The sequence below is a fragment of the Amycolatopsis echigonensis genome, from assembly GCF_014174495.1.
GTDB classification, from domain to species: Bacteria; Actinomycetota; Actinomycetes; order Mycobacteriales; family Pseudonocardiaceae; genus Amycolatopsis; species Amycolatopsis echigonensis.
This window is the reverse complement of sequence record NZ_JACJHR010000130.1, coordinates 1-15513: the sequence shown is the minus strand read 5'-3', so window position 1 is coordinate 15513 and position 15513 is coordinate 1. Positions and strand designations below refer to the sequence as shown.

Annotated in this window: 18 protein-coding genes; all 18 read left to right on the top strand. The window is 71.2% G+C overall.

Going from position 1 to position 15513, the window contains the following annotated elements; all coding sequences use genetic code 11:
* Positions 1 to 233 precede the first annotated feature (233 nt).
* Positions 234 to 752 carry a cupin domain-containing protein gene (locus tag H5411_RS43320; protein ID WP_009076033.1) on the top strand — a complete coding sequence of 173 codons (519 nt, stop codon included), beginning with the start codon at positions 234 to 236 and terminating at the stop codon, positions 750 to 752.
* A gap of 11 nt (positions 753 to 763) precedes the next feature.
* Positions 764 to 1702, top strand: a complete 939-nt coding sequence (locus H5411_RS43315; RefSeq protein ID WP_183127461.1) for a PDR/VanB family oxidoreductase — start codon at positions 764 to 766, stop codon at positions 1700 to 1702.
* Between the two features lie 9 nt (positions 1703 to 1711).
* A complete protein-coding gene (locus tag H5411_RS43310; protein ID WP_183127459.1) occupies positions 1712 to 1966 on the top strand; it encodes a hypothetical protein in 255 nt (84 codons plus the stop codon).
* A gap of 27 nt (positions 1967 to 1993) precedes the next feature.
* Complete coding sequence (locus H5411_RS43305; protein ID WP_037814792.1) at positions 1994 to 2215, top strand: recombinase-like helix-turn-helix domain-containing protein; 222 nt, start codon at positions 1994 to 1996, stop codon at positions 2213 to 2215.
* Positions 2215 to 3273, top strand: a complete 1059-nt coding sequence (locus tag H5411_RS43300; protein WP_183127457.1) for an aromatic ring-hydroxylating oxygenase subunit alpha — start codon at positions 2215 to 2217, stop codon at positions 3271 to 3273. Before H5411_RS43305 ends, H5411_RS43300 begins: the two co-directional genes overlap by 1 nt.
* Before the next feature lie 16 nt (positions 3274 to 3289).
* On the top strand, positions 3290 to 4216 hold the full coding sequence (locus H5411_RS43295; protein WP_183127455.1) for a VOC family protein: 927 nt from the start codon (positions 3290 to 3292) through the stop codon (positions 4214 to 4216).
* Positions 4213 to 4992: an aspartate dehydrogenase domain-containing protein gene (locus H5411_RS43290; protein WP_312878741.1), complete on the top strand. Its 780-nt coding sequence runs from the start codon at positions 4213 to 4215 to the stop codon at positions 4990 to 4992. The genes H5411_RS43295 and H5411_RS43290 overlap by 4 nt, the downstream gene beginning before the upstream one ends.
* The gene (locus tag H5411_RS43285; protein WP_183127451.1) at positions 4989 to 5777 is read left to right on the top strand and encodes an alpha/beta fold hydrolase; all 789 of its coding nucleotides are present in this window, start codon (positions 4989 to 4991) and stop codon (positions 5775 to 5777) included. The genes H5411_RS43290 and H5411_RS43285 overlap by 4 nt, the downstream gene beginning before the upstream one ends.
* Positions 5774 to 6514, top strand: coding sequence for a 3-oxoacyl-ACP reductase family protein (locus tag H5411_RS43280; protein WP_183127449.1), 741 nt, complete (start codon positions 5774 to 5776; stop codon positions 6512 to 6514). Before H5411_RS43285 ends, H5411_RS43280 begins: the two co-directional genes overlap by 4 nt.
* Positions 6515 to 6525: 11 nt before the next feature.
* Positions 6526 to 7314: an SDR family oxidoreductase gene (locus tag H5411_RS43275; protein WP_183127447.1), complete on the top strand. Its 789-nt coding sequence runs from the start codon at positions 6526 to 6528 to the stop codon at positions 7312 to 7314.
* Positions 7315 to 7327: 13 nt separating this feature from the next.
* Positions 7328 to 8953 (top strand): thiamine pyrophosphate-binding protein, encoded by a 1626-nt coding sequence (locus H5411_RS43270; protein ID WP_183127445.1) that lies wholly within the window; start codon positions 7328 to 7330, stop codon positions 8951 to 8953.
* A 10-nt stretch (positions 8954 to 8963) separates the two neighbouring features.
* The gene (locus H5411_RS43265) at positions 8964 to 9557 is read left to right on the top strand and encodes a dienelactone hydrolase family protein (protein ID WP_183127443.1); all 594 of its coding nucleotides are present in this window, start codon (positions 8964 to 8966) and stop codon (positions 9555 to 9557) included.
* 116 nt (positions 9558 to 9673) lie between these two features.
* Positions 9674 to 11056, top strand: coding sequence for an MFS transporter (locus H5411_RS43260; RefSeq protein WP_183127441.1), 1383 nt, complete (start codon positions 9674 to 9676; stop codon positions 11054 to 11056).
* The gene (locus H5411_RS43255; RefSeq protein ID WP_312878740.1) at positions 11053 to 11952 is read left to right on the top strand and encodes an MBL fold metallo-hydrolase; all 900 of its coding nucleotides are present in this window, start codon (positions 11053 to 11055) and stop codon (positions 11950 to 11952) included. The genes H5411_RS43260 and H5411_RS43255 overlap by 4 nt, the downstream gene beginning before the upstream one ends.
* Before the next feature lie 13 nt (positions 11953 to 11965).
* On the top strand, positions 11966 to 13084 hold the full coding sequence (locus tag H5411_RS43250) for an FAD-dependent monooxygenase (protein WP_183127439.1): 1119 nt from the start codon (positions 11966 to 11968) through the stop codon (positions 13082 to 13084).
* 99 nt (positions 13085 to 13183) lie between these two features.
* Positions 13184 to 13759 (top strand): dihydrofolate reductase family protein, encoded by a 576-nt coding sequence (locus H5411_RS43245; RefSeq protein WP_183127437.1) that lies wholly within the window; start codon positions 13184 to 13186, stop codon positions 13757 to 13759.
* A 338-nt stretch (positions 13760 to 14097) separates the two neighbouring features.
* On the top strand, positions 14098 to 14592 hold the full coding sequence (locus H5411_RS43240) for a hypothetical protein (protein ID WP_183127435.1): 495 nt from the start codon (positions 14098 to 14100) through the stop codon (positions 14590 to 14592).
* Positions 14589 to 15513: PPE domain-containing protein (locus tag H5411_RS43235; protein ID WP_183127433.1), on the top strand; the 925-nt coding region annotated here is incomplete at its 3' end. The genes H5411_RS43240 and H5411_RS43235, both read left to right, overlap by 4 nt.

The following is a 15513-nucleotide window of genomic DNA, read 5'->3' as shown; positions in this document are numbered from 1 at the left end:
GGCGCGGATGACGGGGTGCGACCGAGGAAACCTTAGGCCTAAGATTTCGTCAAGACGTCGTCCGGAACGGGCTTTCCGTCCGCTTCGCCGGACCCGGAGCCGACGAAAAGAATTTTAGGCCTAAGGGGTTGTGCGGGTCACATCGCTCAGGTACAACCCTTATCAGTAAGTCTCTTAGACCTAAGGCATTCGGCGGCGAGCCCGCCGAGGACCACCGGAGGAGTTGCCCCGCGATGACCACCACCGAAAGCAAGCACCAGCACCTCGAGGAGCTCATCGACTCGTGCATCGCCGCTCGCGAGACGCGGTACGAGGACTGGGACACCCTCGGCTTCCAGGCCGCCGCGAAGGGCGACGAGTTCCGCCGCGCGCAGATCCGCTACATCGGCTCCGGCGCGACCGGCAACCACGAGGGCGACGCGCGCCAGCTGCCCTCGGAGCACTTCACCTTCTCGAACATGCGGCTGCCGGTCGGCGCGATCGGCCCGGAGCACACGCACCACGACGTGGAAGAGGCGTTCTTCGTTCTCGAAGGCACGCTGGAGGTGACCGTGCACGACGTCGAGGACGGCACCAAGACCGCGACCCGCGTGCTCGGCTACCGCGACCTGATCCGCGTGCCCGCCGGGGTGCCGCGCAGCCTGCGCAACGCCGGCGACACCGACGCGCTGTTCTGCGTCATCATCGGCGCGCAGAAGCCGCAGCTGCCGACCTACCCGCCGACCTCGCCGATGCACGGCGTCACTCGCTGAGGACGATCGCGATGCCGACGATGCTGCGGGTGCACCGGACGACGTGGTTGGCCGATCGGGTCACGCAGGTGGAACTGCGCGATCCGGAAGGGAAGCCGCTGCCCGGCTGGGAGCCGGGAGCGCACCTTTCCCTGCACCTGCCGAACGGGCTGGTGCGCGAGTACTCCCTCTGCGGCGACCCGGCCGACACGCACACGTGGACGGTCGCGGTGCTGTGGGAGGAATCCTCGCGCGGCGGCAGCGCTTGGGTGCACGAGCGGCTCACCGCGGGGAGCGTTCTCCCCGTCGAGGGCCCGCGCAACACCTTCGAACTGCACGACGCTCCGGAGCACCTGCTCATCGCCGGCGGCATCGGCGTGACCCCGATCCTCGCGATGGCCCGGAAACTCGCCGGCGGCTCCGCGCCGTGGTCCATGCTCTACTGTGGACGGTCGCGCGGCGGGATGGCTTTCCTGGACGAGCTTTCCGCGCTCGCCGGGGATCGGCTAGGCGTGCACGCCGACGACGAGCACGGCGGCCCGCCCGATCTGGCCGCCCGGCTGGCCGGGCTCGCCCCGGGCACGGTGGTGCACTGCTGCGGCCCCGAACCGCTGATCCGCGCGGTCGAGGCGGCCCTGCCGGAAACGGCCGCCCTGCGGGTCGAACGCTTCCGGGCGCCCGAGGCCCCGGCGGCCGCGCCGGGAACCGGATTCGACGTCGTGTGCGCCGGTTCCGGGACCCGGGTCTCGGTGGCCGCCGACGAGTCCATTGTGGACGCTCTCGGCCGCACCGGGATCTCCGTGCCGACCTCGTGCCGCGAGGGCGTGTGCGGAACCTGTGAAACGAAGGTGCTCTCCGGCGAACCGGACCACCGCGATTTCGTGCTCGACGACGACGAGAAGGCGACCTCCGGGACCATGATGCTGTGCGTGTCGCGGTGCCGGTCCGCCGAACTCGTCCTTGACCTCTAGGAGCCGGCCATGGCCGGGCACACCTATCGGCAGCTCGCCGTGCTGCGCGCCGCCGCCGCGGGGCACGTGGAGATGACGTGCAGCCGCGAACCGCACCTCTACGTCGACGGCCTCGCCTGCTGCGACCCGACCCTCGGGCACCAGCTGGCCGGGCTGCTCGCCCCCGAACCGGCCGCGCCGCGCGGACCGGGGCTGCGGGTGCCCGCGGTGCTCACCGCCGCCGGGCACGCCGTGCTCGCCGAGCCCGCCCCGTCCGCCGCCTGACCCGCCACGAACCGAAGGGAACGCCCGATGCCGCTGCAGCTGCGGCCGGTGCAGAGCCGCACCGCCCCGCCCACGAGCTACGAGAACGCGCTGGCCGACGAGCTGGAAGCCGTCTACGGCCGGGGCGTGCACGACCTGCCCGGCGTGGTGTCCGCGCTCAACGCGGGCGGCCTGCGCCCGGCGGACGGCTCCGATTGGACCGAAGAGACGTTCACCGCCGAACTGGCGCGGCTGGCAGGGGAGGCGTGATGGCGACCAAAACCGCCGAAGAACTGCTGGCTCTGGGCCTGCGCGACCGCTGGTACGCGCTGTGCCCGTCCAGCACCGTCAAGCGCGGCGAGCTGACCCGCATCGAACGGGCCGGGGAGCAACTGCTGCTCTGGCGCGACTCCGCCGGGGTTGTGCACGTCCAGGAAGACCGTTGTCCGCACCGCGGCGCGCGGCTTTCGCTCGGCGTGCACATGGGCGACCGGGTCGCCTGCAACTACCACGGCGTGCAGGTCGATGGCGAAGGTGTCGTCGTGTCGGTGCCCGGAAGCCCCGGGTGTGCGCTGGAAGGCCGTCGTGCGCTGCGGACGTTCCCCGCGGAGGAGCACGCCGGTGCGGTGTTCGCCTGGTTCGGCCTGGACGAGTCCGCCGAGCCGACGCCGTTGCAGGTGCCGGACCCGATCGCGGGCGGCGAATGGGACAACTTCCTCTGCTACGTCGAATGGGACGCGCCCTACCGCTACTCCCTGGACAACCTGCTCGACCCCATGCACGGCGCGTTCCTGCACCGCAACAGCCACACCATGTTCGGCGGCAAGCGCGAGGCGGTCTTCCAGATCCGCGCGATCGACGACGGGTTCGTCTTCGAGAAGACCGACCAGCGCGGCGTGAACTTCGACTGGGTGCAGCTCACCGACGCCGGCGCGCAGTGGGTCACGCTCGACATCCCGTACCCGGACACCGCCGGTCCGGGCGGCGCGTTCACCATCGTCGCCGCGCTGTGCGCGATCAACGAGACGCAGCACGCGGCCTTCTTCTGGCGCTGCCGCAAGGTTTCCGGCTGGGAACGCGACAGCTGGCGCGTCCTCTACCGCAACCGCCTCGAAGCCCGGCACTGGGCGGTGCTGGAGCAGGACCGCGAAATGGCCGAGGCGATGCCGCTCGACGCGTGGGACCGGGAAAACCTGTACCAGCACGACATCGCGCTCGTCCGGATGCGCCGGCTGCTGCGGTCGGAAGCCCGCCGTCAGGCCGCCGCGCTCGCCGCACCCGCCGCCGAACCGGCTCCGGCCGCGCCCGTGCCCGCCCCGACCCGCTGAAGTTTCAGGAGGCCCCATGTCCGCCGAACCCATCGCGCGGCTCCGCGCCCTGCGCGCGGTGACGCTGCGTTCGACGCAGTGCGCCGATTCCGGCGAGTTCTACCGCGAAGTCTGGGGGCTGCAGCAGGTCGAAGCCGACCGCGGCGCCGTGTGGCTGCGCGGTTCCGGCGACGAGCACCACGTGCTCCAGCTCGAACAGGCCGACCAGAACGCGCTCGGCAAGATCGCGTTCGCCGTCGCCACTCCGCGCGAGGTCGACGCGGCCGCCGCCCGGCTGGCCGCGCACGGCGTCGGCCTGGTCACCGAACCCGGCAAGCTAGACCAGGTCGGCGGCGGGTACGGCCTGCGCTTCGCCGACCCGGAAGGCCGTCTGGTGGAGCTGTCCGCCGAGGTGGAAGCGGTCGTGCCGGGCGATCCGTACGGACGCGCCGCGGTGCCGCGGAAACTGGCGCACGTCGTGCTCAACACGGTCGACATCGACGCGGCCTGCGAGTTCTACACCCGGGTGCTGGGCATGCGGATCTCCGACTGGTCCGAGCACCAGATGGCGTTCCTGCGCTGCAACGCCGACCACCACGTGATCGCCTTCAACCAGGCCGAATTCGCGTCGGTGAACCACATCGCCTACGAAATGAACTCGATCGACCACTTCATGCGCGGCATCGGACGGCTCAAGCACAACGGCATCACGCCGCTGTGGGGTCCGGGCCGGCACGGTCCGGGCAGCAACACCTTCGGCTACTTCGCCGACCCGGCGGGGCTCGTCTGCGAGTACACCTCCGAGGTCGCGCAGGTCGAGGAAGACGCGTGGCTGTGCCGGGTCTGGCGGCGCACGCCGGAGCTGTCCGACCTGTGGGGCACCGCAGGCCCGCCGTCGAAGGACGTCCGCGCGCACATGCGCGGCGTGCCGGATCCCGGCTACTCGGCGTGGTGGCAGTCGTGAAGGTAGGAGTGCTGGGCGCGGGGTCGATCGGCTCCGTTGTCGCCGAAGCGGTGCGCGACGGCTTGGTGCCGGGCGCGGAGCTGTCCGGAGTCGTGGATCCGGCGCTTTCGCCCGCTGGTCTGCCGATGTGCGCGTTGCCGGAGCTGTTGTCCACTTCGGACTTGGTGGTCGAGGCCGCCGGCCAGCGCGCGCTGACGGACGCTGGGCCGCAGGTGCTTTCGGCGGGTTGTGACCTGCTGGTGGTCTCGGTCGGCGCGCTGGCCGCGGAAGGCCTGCTGGAGAAGCTGCTCGCGGCCGGGCCGGGCGCGGTCCATTTGTCGACTGGCGCGATCGGCGGGCTCGACCTGCTGCGTTCGGCGGCGCTGCTCGGACCGTTCGAGCGGGTGGTCATCGAGACGACGAAGAAGGCGTCTTCGCTGGTCCAGCCGTGGATGTCCGAGGAGGAGGCGGACGCGCTGCGGCAGGCGACCTCGCCGGTCGAGCTGCGGCGCGGGCCCGCGCGGGAGATCACCGCGGCGTTCCCGAAGTCGGCGAACGTGGCCGCGTCGGTGGCGTTGGCGGTGCGGGACTGGGATGTCGTGGAGGCAGCCGTGATCGCCGATCCGGCCGCGCCGTTGACCTCGCACGTGATCACCGCGGCCGGCCCGGCGGGGGAGTACCGGTTCGAAATCCGGAACCGGCCGTCGCCGCAGACTCCGACGTCGAGCCAGGTCGTGCCGTACGCGGTGCTTTCCGCGCTGGAAGCGTTGGCAGCGCCGAGGGCGGTGTTCCGATGACTGCCACGGTGGAGGGGGTGCGGGTACGGATCGCCGGAGACGGCAGTCCGGTGCTGTTGCTGCACGGCATCGGCGGCTCCAGTGCGTCGTTCGACGCGCAACTCGCCGGCCTGGCACCGAAACACCGCGTGCTGGCTTGGGACGCACCGGGTTACGGCGGTTCGGCCGACCCGGAAAAGCCGTTGGGCATGGCCGGATACGCGGCGCTCGTCGGCCGTTTGCTGGCTTCGCTGGACGCGGCGCCCGCCCATCTCGTGGGCGTTTCGTGGGGCGGCGTGATCGCGACCCGGGTCGCGCTGGACTACCCGGAGGTCGTGCGGTCGCTGGTGCTGGCCGATTCGACCCGCGGCTCCGGCATCGACTCCGAGCGTGCCGCGGTGATGCGGGCCCGGCCGAGCGAGCTGAACCGCGTAGGCGCGGCGGAATTCGCTCGCCGCCGTGCGCCGCGGTTGCTCGCGCCCGGCGCGGATCCCGCGGTGGCGCAACGGGTCGAGGACATCATGGCGGAGATCCGGCTGCCCGGGTACACGTCCGCCGCCGAATCGATGGCCGAGACGGATCACGGCCCGCGGCTGTCCCGGATTTCCGTGCCGACGCTGGTGCTCGTCGGCGAGCACGACCAGGTGACCGGCGTCGCGGAGTCGCGCAGGCTCGCCGCGTCGATCCCGGGTGCCAGGCTGGAAGTGCTGCCCGGCGGGCACGCGGCGAATCAGGAAGCGCCGCGCCGGTTTTCCGCGGAGGTCCTGGACTTTCTGTCCCAAGTGGACTCGGTGGTGGCGCGATGAAGGACCGGCTGTACGTAGTCACCGGCGCGGGTCGCGGTCTCGGCTGGGCGATCGCGCGCGAGATCGGCCGTCAAGGCGGTCGCGTCGTAGTCGCCGAACGGTCTCCGGATCGGGCAGCGGACGGTGTCGCCCGGTTGCACGCGGAAGGCGTTGAGGCACACCGGATCGACACGGATGTCGCCGACCCGGATTCCGTCGCGGCTTTGGCGGACGAGGTCGCGAAGCTCGGCCCGCTGCACGGTTTGGTGAACAACGCGGCGATGGCGGACGGCGTGGGCGGCAAGCACTTCGCGGAGCTGGACGTCGAAGCATGGGACACGCTGATGACCGTCAACGCTCGCGGTCCGTGGCTCGTCGCCCGCGCGCTGTATCCGCAGCTCGCGCAGACCGGCGGACGCATCGTGAACCTCGCCTCCGACGCAGCGCTGTACGGCTCGCCGCGCTTGGTCCAGTACGTGGCCTCCAAGGGCGCGGTGATCGCGATGACCCGCGCGATGGCACGGGACGGCGGCCCGGACGGCGTGACCGTCAACGCGGTCGCACCTGGACTGACGGAGGTCGAGGCCACCGCGGGCATCCCGCAGGAGCGGCACGATCTGTACGCGCTGAACCGCGCGCTGACCCGGCCGCAACAGCCGGAGGACGTTGTCGGTTCGGTGGCGTTCCTGCTGTCCGACGCGGCCTCCTACATCACTGGCCAGACCCTCGTGGTCGACGGCGGATTCGTCTGCAGCTGAAGGGAAAACCCGTGGATTTGGGATTGAAGGGCGCGGCGGTGCTCGTGACCGGGGCCAGCTCCGGCGTCGGGCTCGCGACCGCGGCCGCGCTGCTGGCCGAGGGCGCGCACGTCGCCGCCTGCGCCCGCGACGGCGTCCGGCTCGAGAAAGCCCTCGCCGACCTGCCCCGCGCCGAGGGTGCCCGGCTGTACACCGCGTCCTGCGACGTGCTCGACCAGGCGCAGGTGGACACGTTCGTCGCCGACGCCGCCCGCGAGCTGGGCGGACTGTCCGGCGTCGTGAACAACGCGGGCCGGTCGCTGATGGCGCGGCTCGCCGAGACCACCGACGACCAGTGGCGGGACGAGCTGCACCTCAAGATCTTCTCGGTGCTGCACGTCGTCCGGGCCGCTTTGCCGTGGCTGCGGGAGGCGGCGGATCCGGCTGTGGTGAACGTGAACGCGATCCTCGCCCGGCAGCCCGAACCCCGGCTAGCGGCCACGTCCGCGGCCCGGGCCGCACTGCTCAATCTCTCCACGACGTTGGCGGCCGAACTGGCCGAGGACGGAGTGCGGGTCAACTCGGTCTGCCTCGGCCTGGTCGACACCGGACAGTGGCACCGCCGGTACGAGACTTCCGGCAGCAAGCTGTCCTTTGTGGACTGGTCGGCGGAGCTGGCCGCTGACCGCGGCATTCCGCTGGCACGGCTCGGCACCGCGGAAGAAGTCGCTTTCCCCATTGTCACGCTGCTTTCGCCGCGTGCCTCCTACGTGACCGGCGCGACGATCGACGTCGGCGGCGGCATCGCTCGTTACGTCTAGAAGGGACGGACCCATGAATCACGGTCACGGAGGCGAGCTGCTCGTTCGTCTGCTGTCCGAAGCCGGAGTGGACACCGCCTTCGGCGTGGTGAGTGTGCACAACCTGCCGCTGGTGGAAGCGGTTTCGCAGCATCTGCGGTTCGTGCCCGTGCGGCACGAGGCGGCAGCGGTGAACGCCGCCGACGGGTACGCCCGGGCCAGCGGCGGCCTCGGCGTCGCGATCACCAGCACGGGCACCGGCGCGGGCAACGCGGCGGGCGCGCTGGTCGAGGCGCTCACGGCGGGCAGTCGCGTGCTGCACGTGACTGGTCAGATCGACTCCGAATTCCTCGGCAGCGGCCGCGGCGTCATCCACGAGACGCGCGACCAAATCGGCATGCTGACGGCGATTTCCAAGCACGCGGCCACGATCACGTCGGTCGAGACCGCCGAGGAGACACTGCGCGCGGCGATCCGGCACGCGCTGTCGGTGCCGACCGGTCCGGCGAGCGTCGAATGGCCGATCGATCTGCAGTACTCGCGGCACGAGTTCCGTCCGGGCTCGCTCGAACCGACCCTGGTTCCGCCGCCCGACGCCGCTGCGCTCGCCCAAGCTGCCGAATTGCTTGCTACCGCTCGCCGTCCGGTGTTCTGGCTCGGCGGGGGAGCGACCGGTGCCCGCGACGAGGTGCGCGCACTCGCGGAACGGCTCGGCGCGGCGGTGTTCACCAGCAACTCCGGCCGCGGCACCGTACCGGAGAACCACGAACTGGTCGTCGGAAACTTCGCCGCGCACGAGTCGGCCGCCCAGCTGCTCGCCGACGCCGACGTGCTCGTCTCGATCGGCACGCACTTCCGCTCGAACGAAACCAAGCACTACCACCTGAAGCTGCCCGAACGGCACCTGCAGATCGACGTCGACGCGGAAGCACTGGGTCGCGTCTACCCGGCCACGGTCGGGGTGCGGGGCGACGCGGCAACCGTGCTGGCTGCTCTGTCCACTGTGGAATCCGGCGCGGAACCGGGTTGGCGCGAACGCGTGGTCGAGACCCGGAAAGCAGTGCGGGACAAGCTGAACGAGGCGATCGGCCCGTACGCGGAGATCTGCGCCGCGCTGCGCGAAGGACTGCCGGTCGAGTCCGTGATCGCCCGTGACGTGACCATTCCGTCCAGCCAGTGGGGCAACCGGCTGCTGGACATCCACCACCCGCGCACCAACGTGTTCCCGGTCGGCGGCGGCATCGGGCAGGGCCTCGCCACCGGCATCGGGGCCGCGCTCGCGACGCCGGACGCGCCGACCGTGGTGATGGTCGGCGACGGCGGCCTCGCGGTGCACCTCGGCGAACTGTGCACGCTCGCGCAGGAACGGCCATGGCTCGCGCTGGCCGTGTTCAACGACGGCGGATACGGCGTGCTGCGCAACATGCAGGACCACCACCGCGGACAGCGCGCCGGCGTCGACCTGTACACGCCGGACTTCGCGCGGATGGCGCAGTCGCTGGACCTGCCGCACGCACTGGTGTCGAAGCCGGGCCAGTTCGCCGACGCGCTGGCGAAGGCGGTGGCCCAGCAGGGTCCGTTCGTGATCGAGGTGGACGTGACCGCATTGCCCGCGACGCCGAGGCCGTTCGTGCCGCCGGTGCCGGTTCCGGAGAGCTGAGGAGAAAGACGTGGGAGGCACCATCGAAGCTGCCGAAGTCCACCATCATCACGGGCACGGACCCGCGAACCGCCGACGGAGGGTGGTGCGGACGTCCGCACCGCTGCTGGTGCGGCACCCGCCCGGCCGCGTGCGCGGCGCGGTGCTCGTGCTGCACGGCGCCGCCGGGCTCGACGAACCCGTCGAGAACTGCTGCCGCACGCTCGCGAGCTGCGGTTACGTCACTGTCGCGCCGCTGTTCTACTACGAAACCGGCGGCCACACTTTCGGTCCCGACCAAGCGGACGCCGCCTTCGCCGCGCTCGCGCTTTCCGACCTCGAAGCCGACATCGCCGGCGCGCTCGACTACCTCGGCGCCCGCCTGCGAATGCCGCGCCACCGCGTGGCCGCCGCCGGTTTCGGCTCCGCCGCCCACCTCGCCGAACTGGCTTCCGTGGACCTCGCCGCCGCTCTCGGGCCCGAGCCGCCACCGTGGCCCGGCACGCCCGAATTCGACCCGCATGCGCCCGATCGGCTCGTGCTGCCCGCCGGACCGTCCGCCGCGGACGACCTGGTCCGGTTCCTGGACGCCGAGCTGCCGGACCCCACGCCCTCAGGTCCGTGAAGGACTCCTTACGGGAATCAGATTCCCGCAAGGAGTCCTTCACGGACCGCGAACTTCGCTCTCGCCAGCAGAGACCCCCTACGATCGATTGCACGCTCCGGCTCCGAGGAGGGCCCATGAGTATCGCCGCCACCCCTGAGGTGACCCAGCGGGACATCGCCGCCCGGCTGGAACGGCTCCCGATGTCGCGATGGCAGGTCTCGATCCGCCTGATCATCGGCATCGTCACGTTCTTCGAGGCGTTCGACCAGCTGCTGATCGCCTACACGCTCCCCGTCATCGGCCGCGAATGGCACATGACGACCGCGTCCAGCACCGCGACGCTGACCATCGGCTCGATCGGCATGTTGCTCGGCGCGCTGGCGTCCGGCTGGGCCGCCGACCGGATCGGCCGCGTCAAGGTGATCACCCTGTGCGTCGCTGTTACCGCGTTGTGCAGCCTGGCGATGACGTTGTGCACCGCATTGCTGCCGTTCCTGATCCTGCGCTTCGTGCAGGGTCTCGCGATCGGCGGTGAAGTGCCGACCGCGGCCGCGTACATCGCGGAGATCAGCCGGGCGCGCCGTCGCGGCCGCTTCGTGCTGATGTACGAGATCGTCTTCCCGGCCGGGCTCGCGGTCGGCGCGCTGGTCGCGGCCTGGGTCATCCCGCACTGGGGCTGGCGTCCGCTGTTCGCCCTGGCCGCCGTTCCGGGTATCGCCGCGGTGCTGCTGCAGCTGCGGATCCCGGAGTCGCCGCGCTGGCTCGCCTCGCACGGGCACACCGAGAAGGCCGAGCGGACGATGGCTTTGATCGAGCGCCGGGTCGAGGAGTCGCTCGGCCGTCCGCTGCCTCCGCCAGCCCCGGCGACGGCGGTACCGGCCTCCGTGCCCGCGAAACGCGGTTCCTTCCGCGACCTGTTCGCCGGTCGCTACCGGCGGCGCACGCTGATGGTGTGGACGATCTGGTTCGTCGGCTACCTCGCCAACTACGGCATCACGTCGTGGCTGCCGACGCTGTACAAGGGCTCGTTCCACCTCTCCATCGGCCAGGCGCTCTGGTACAGCACGGCCACGTCGGTCGCCGGTCTCGTCGGATGCCTGATCGCCGCGCTGGTCGTGGACAAGCTCGGCCGCCGCGTCGTGCTGGCCGCGGGCCTGGGCGGGACGACCGCGATGCTGGTCGTGCTGGGCGCGCTCGGCGCCGGGACTCCGTTGCAGCTGCTCGTGTGGTCGTCGCTCGCGGCGATGTTCAACTTCGCGGTGAACGTCTGCCTGTACCTGTACACGCCGGAGCTGTACCCGACCCGCAGCCGCGCGCTGGGCGTCAGCCTCGGCGGCGTGCTGAACCGGTTCGGCCTGATCCTCGGCCCGATCCTGGTCGGCGCGCTGTACGCCGGAGGCAGCGGGCTCGCCTCGGTGTTCCTGGTGCTCGGCGGGATCTGCTTCGTCGGCGCGCTGGTGGCCGGGTTCTTCGCCGAGGAGACCAAGGGCCGCACGCTGGAAGAGGTTTCGCCGTGACGGACGCGTTGCGCGTGGTCCTGCTCGGCACGGCGGCCGGGCCGTACCCGGCGCCGGGCCGGCAGGGCTGTGCGAACGCGGTGGTGGTCGGCGGGCGCGTCTACCTGGTCGACGCGGGCTACGGGACGCTCGGCAAGTACGTCTCCGCCGGGCTGTCCCTGCGCGATCTGGCCGGGGTGTTCGTGACGCACCTGCATTCCGACCACGTCGCCGAGCTGTTCACGCTCTTCCTGCTCGGCTGGGGCCCGGCCAACCAGGGCGTCGTCGATCCGGTCCGGGTCTACGGCCCCGGCCCGGACCCGACCGACCCCGGGCCGCCCGCCGCCGGCACGGAAGGTCTGGTGGCGGCCAGCCTCGCCGCGTTCGGCCAGGACGTCGCGGTGCGGCAGCGGACCAGCGACCGGCCGCGGCTGGCCGGGCTGATCCGCGCTTCCGATCTCTCAGTGGCGGCCGGTGCGGAAATCGTGGTGCACGAAGACGATCGGGTGCGCGTGACGGCTCGCGCCGTCCCGCATCCGCCGCTGCGGCTGGCGCTGGGCTACCGGTTCGAGACCGAACACGGCGTGGTCGCCTTCTCCGGCGACACCGCCCGCAGCGACGCGGTCGGCGAGCTGGCCGCGGACGCCGACTTGCTCGTGCACGAAGCGATGGAGCCCGATTTCTACCGCAGCATCGGTTATTCGCCCAAGCTGCTGGACTTTCTCGCCGCCTCGCACACATCCCCGGCGGACGTCGGCCGGGTCGCCGCGGCGGCCGGGGCCCGGCGGGTCGCGCTGTCGCACCTCGGCCCGGCCGATCCCGCCCGCCTCGACGACGAGGGCTGGCTCAACCGGGTCCGTCCGCACTACTCCGGCCCGGTCGTCGTGGGCCACGATCTGCTCGACCTCACTGTCTGAAGGAGCTTTCGCTGTGCCGGAAATCGCGATCGTGGGCGGCGGAATCGGCGGCCTCGCCGCCGCCGTCGCCCTGCGGAAGGCCGGATTCTCGCCGGTCGTGCACGAACAGGCGGCCGGATTCGGCCGCGTCGGCGCGGACATCAACCTGACGCCCAACGCCGTCCGCGCCCTCGACGGCCTCGGCGTCGGCGACGAACTGCGCGAAACCGCGGCGCGGCCGAAGTACCGGATCAGCCGCACCTGGGACACCGGCGAGGAAACGTCACGGCTGCCGATGGGCGACGAGGCCGAACGCCGCTACGGCTCGCCGCAGCTCACGATGCACCGCGCGGATCTGCTGGCCGCTTTGGAACGCGCGCTGCCCGAAGACGTCGTCCGCTTGGGACACAAGCTGACCGGACTGTCCACAACGGACCGCGTCGAGTTGGACTTCGGTTCCTCGCGGGTTTCCGCGGACGTGGCGATCGGCGCCGACGGCATCCACTCCGCCGTCCGCACCGCGTTGTTCGGCGCGGAGCACCCGGAGTTCACCGGCGTGGTCGCGTACCGCGCGGTGCTGCCCGCGGGTTCGGTCGACGTGCCGAACCTGGACTGCTTCACCAAGTGGTGGGGTCCGGATCCGGACACGCAGCTGGTGACCTTCCCGCTCAACCGCGGCGCGGACGTGTTCGTCTTCGCCACGACCCGGCAAAGCCAGTGGCGGCACGAATCCTGGACCACTCCCGGCGATGTGGAAGAACTGCGCGAGGCGTACCGCGGGTTCCACCCCGAGGCCCGCGCGTTGCTCGAGGCCTGCGATTCGGTGCTGCAATCGGCGCTGTACGTCCGCGATCCGCTGCCGAACTGGTCGTCCGGCCCGGTGACGCTGCTGGGCGACGCGTGCCACCCGATGATGCCGTTCATGGCACAGGGCGCGGGAATGGCCATCGAGGACAGTGTCGTGCTTTCGCGAGCGCTGGCGGCGTACCCGAACACCGAGGTCGCGCTGAAGGCGTACCAGGCGGCCCGGCTGGACCGGACCCGCGAAGTGCAGCTGGCCTCGCGGGGCAACAGCTGGCTCAAGCAGAGCGGGACGAGCTCGGCCGCGGCGGACGCGATCTACGGCTACGACGCCTGGCACACCGCAGTGTGACCCAGGTCATAGTCGAGGTCTCGGGTGGCGTGTCTGATCGGGGCGGTGCCGTTCGACGCGTAGGTGAACCGGCACCATCCCGAATCAGGAGCTGATCCCATGCGCACCCTCATCGTCACCGAGTTCGTGTCCCTCGACGGCGTCGTCGAAGCCCCCGGCGGCGAGGCCGGTTACCGGAACGCTGGCTGGACGTTCAAGGACATCGAGTTCGACCCCGCCGCCTACGCGCTCAAGGGCACCGAGCAGGAGGAGGCGACCGCGCTGCTGCTCGGCCGCGTCAGCTACGAAGCGTTCTCGCCGGTGTGGCCGGACATGACCGAGGAGTTCCCGCACTACAACGCGATGCCGAAGTACGTCGTGTCGACCACGCTGCGCGACGAGGATCTCGTGACCAACTGGGGCGAGACGACCATTCTCCGCTCTCTCGACGACGTCGCCGCGCTGAAGGAAACCGAGGGCGGGCCGATCATCGTCAACGGCAGCGCCGCCCTCGCCCGCAACCTCACCGACGCCGGCCTGGTCGACCGGCTGCACCTGCTGGTCTTCCCGGTCCTGCTCGGCGCCGGGAAGCGGCTGTTCAGCGAAACCGACAAGGACAAGCAGCCGCTGAAGCTGGTCGAGAGCGAAAGCTACTCGAACGGGATTCAGAAGCAGATCTTCGACTTCGTCCGCTGAGCGAATCCGCGGCGCGGACGTCCGTGAACGGGCCCTCACGGACCTCCGCGGAGGCGACCAGACGAGGCCGCCCGGTCAGGCGCTGCCCGCGGACCTCGGCCACGACGCGGGCGGCCTCGCGTGCAGTGGCGGAATCACTGGTCCGGGCGCGAACCCCTCCCCGGGTTAACCCTCGGCTGGACAGCGGTGCCCGTCCGCCGTCCGGGTGACCTCCGGGAACCATGGCCTCGCCGGAATCGTCTCATCGCCGACTTTCCCGGACCGGGTGCCTGCGGTCCGAACGGCTGACATACTGGTGCGCGCGTCCGTTGCGGACGCCCGCTGGGAGGTGGACTGGGGTGAGTTCGCACCGGGTTTCGGACTGGGCAGACGTCCGCGCGCTGCACAAGGAACAGGCCAAGGAGACGCACCGGTCCGGGCGGCCGGAGACGGCGGACTCCGTGCGGGACCCGTCCGGGGCGGGCACGGCCGAGATCGTCGCCGACACCGGCGTCATCGAGCTGGATCCGGCCGAGATCGCGGCGGCCGACGCGGAGCTGGAGAAACGCCAGGAGGAGCTGACCGCCTGCCTCGAACAGGCCAAGCAGCTCGCGCATCCGCTCAAGGACGGCACCAGTCCGGTGGCCGCGCACCTGCGGAAGGCGTTCAGCGTGCGCGGGTCCGCCGACGGCGGCGCGCAAGCGATCCTGCAGCAATACCTCGACGAGCTGTCGTCCTTGCGCGAGGCCATCCGCCAGGCGAGCGCGGGCCACGTCCAGCAGGAAAGCGACGCCAAGGACTCGCTCGACGCGCTGGCCCGCCGGGCGGACGACGGAGGAGGGACGTCGTCATGAGCAGGACACCGGGCTACGAACGGCTGCCGTACGAGAAGCACCGCAAGCACCGGCTGTGGAGCGAAGACCACCCGCCCACCGCCGCGCAGCGCCGGGTCCTGCGGCGCACCAAGCTCGCCCAGCGGGCCAACCTGACGGACGCGTCCGTCGGCAAGATCAACTGGAACGCCTGGGCGCACACCACGCTCTACGACATGATCATGACCGCGGATCCGGTCGCGATGGGCGCGTCCGCGCACCAGTGGGGCGAACTCGCCTACGGCGTCGACTCGGCGACCGCCGCGGTGCACAAAACCGTGCAGAAGCTGCTGCTGTCCTGGCGCGGCGGCGCGGCCGGGAACGCGGCGCAGTCGGCGTCGAAGCTGACGTCCTGGGGCGCGGGCGCGAGCGAGACGATGCGCTCGGTCGGCGACAAGCTCGACCACTACACGACCGCGGTCGAAACGGCGAAGCACAAGATGCCCGAACCGGTCTTCTACGCGGCCGAAAACCAGTTCCGCGACGGCTACGACGTCAACGCGGCCAGCGGTCCCAGCGGCGCGGTGATGGTCGATCAGCTCCTCGACGACCATCTGCCCGCCAAGCGCGCCGCGTCGCACGCCAAGGCCGAGGCGGTCCGCGTGATGGAGGGCTACGAGGCGTCGAGCAAGGGCGTGCACGACAAGCTGCCGCATTTCACCGGCGCGCCGGCGGTCACGAACGTCGATCCGGACGGCCGGTCGCGGAGCGAGTCGCGCCGCTCCGGGTCGTCCGGGCATTCGTCCGGCTCCTCCTCCGGTTCCTCGGACGCGGGCCTGACCACGGCTTCGTCCGCGCTGGCGGGAGGCTCCGGGCTGCTGCCGGGGGCGAGCGGTCCGTCGGGCGGGACAGCCGGAATGCCGGGATCGTTCGGCAGCGGACCAGGCGGTGCGCTCGGCTCCA

Excerpts from the sequence above, each read along its gene's own strand:
- H5411_RS43320 (WP_009076033.1), top strand. The coding sequence starts at position 234 with ATGACCACCACCGAAAGCAAGCACCAGCACCTCGAGGAGCTCATCGAC.
- H5411_RS43315 (WP_183127461.1), top strand. The coding sequence starts at position 764 with ATGCCGACGATGCTGCGGGTGCACCGGACGACGTGGTTGGCCGATCGG.
- H5411_RS43310 (WP_183127459.1), top strand. The coding sequence starts at position 1,712 with ATGGCCGGGCACACCTATCGGCAGCTCGCCGTGCTGCGCGCCGCCGCC.
- H5411_RS43305 (WP_037814792.1), top strand. The coding sequence starts at position 1,994 with ATGCCGCTGCAGCTGCGGCCGGTGCAGAGCCGCACCGCCCCGCCCACG.
- H5411_RS43300 (WP_183127457.1), top strand. The coding sequence starts at position 2,215 with ATGGCGACCAAAACCGCCGAAGAACTGCTGGCTCTGGGCCTGCGCGAC.
- H5411_RS43295 (WP_183127455.1), top strand. The coding sequence starts at position 3,290 with ATGTCCGCCGAACCCATCGCGCGGCTCCGCGCCCTGCGCGCGGTGACG.
- H5411_RS43285 (WP_183127451.1), top strand. The coding sequence starts at position 4,989 with ATGACTGCCACGGTGGAGGGGGTGCGGGTACGGATCGCCGGAGACGGC.
- H5411_RS43280 (WP_183127449.1), top strand. The coding sequence starts at position 5,774 with ATGAAGGACCGGCTGTACGTAGTCACCGGCGCGGGTCGCGGTCTCGGC.
- H5411_RS43270 (WP_183127445.1), top strand. The coding sequence starts at position 7,328 with ATGAATCACGGTCACGGAGGCGAGCTGCTCGTTCGTCTGCTGTCCGAA.
- H5411_RS43260 (WP_183127441.1), top strand. The coding sequence starts at position 9,674 with ATGAGTATCGCCGCCACCCCTGAGGTGACCCAGCGGGACATCGCCGCC.
- H5411_RS43245 (WP_183127437.1), top strand. The coding sequence starts at position 13,184 with ATGCGCACCCTCATCGTCACCGAGTTCGTGTCCCTCGACGGCGTCGTC.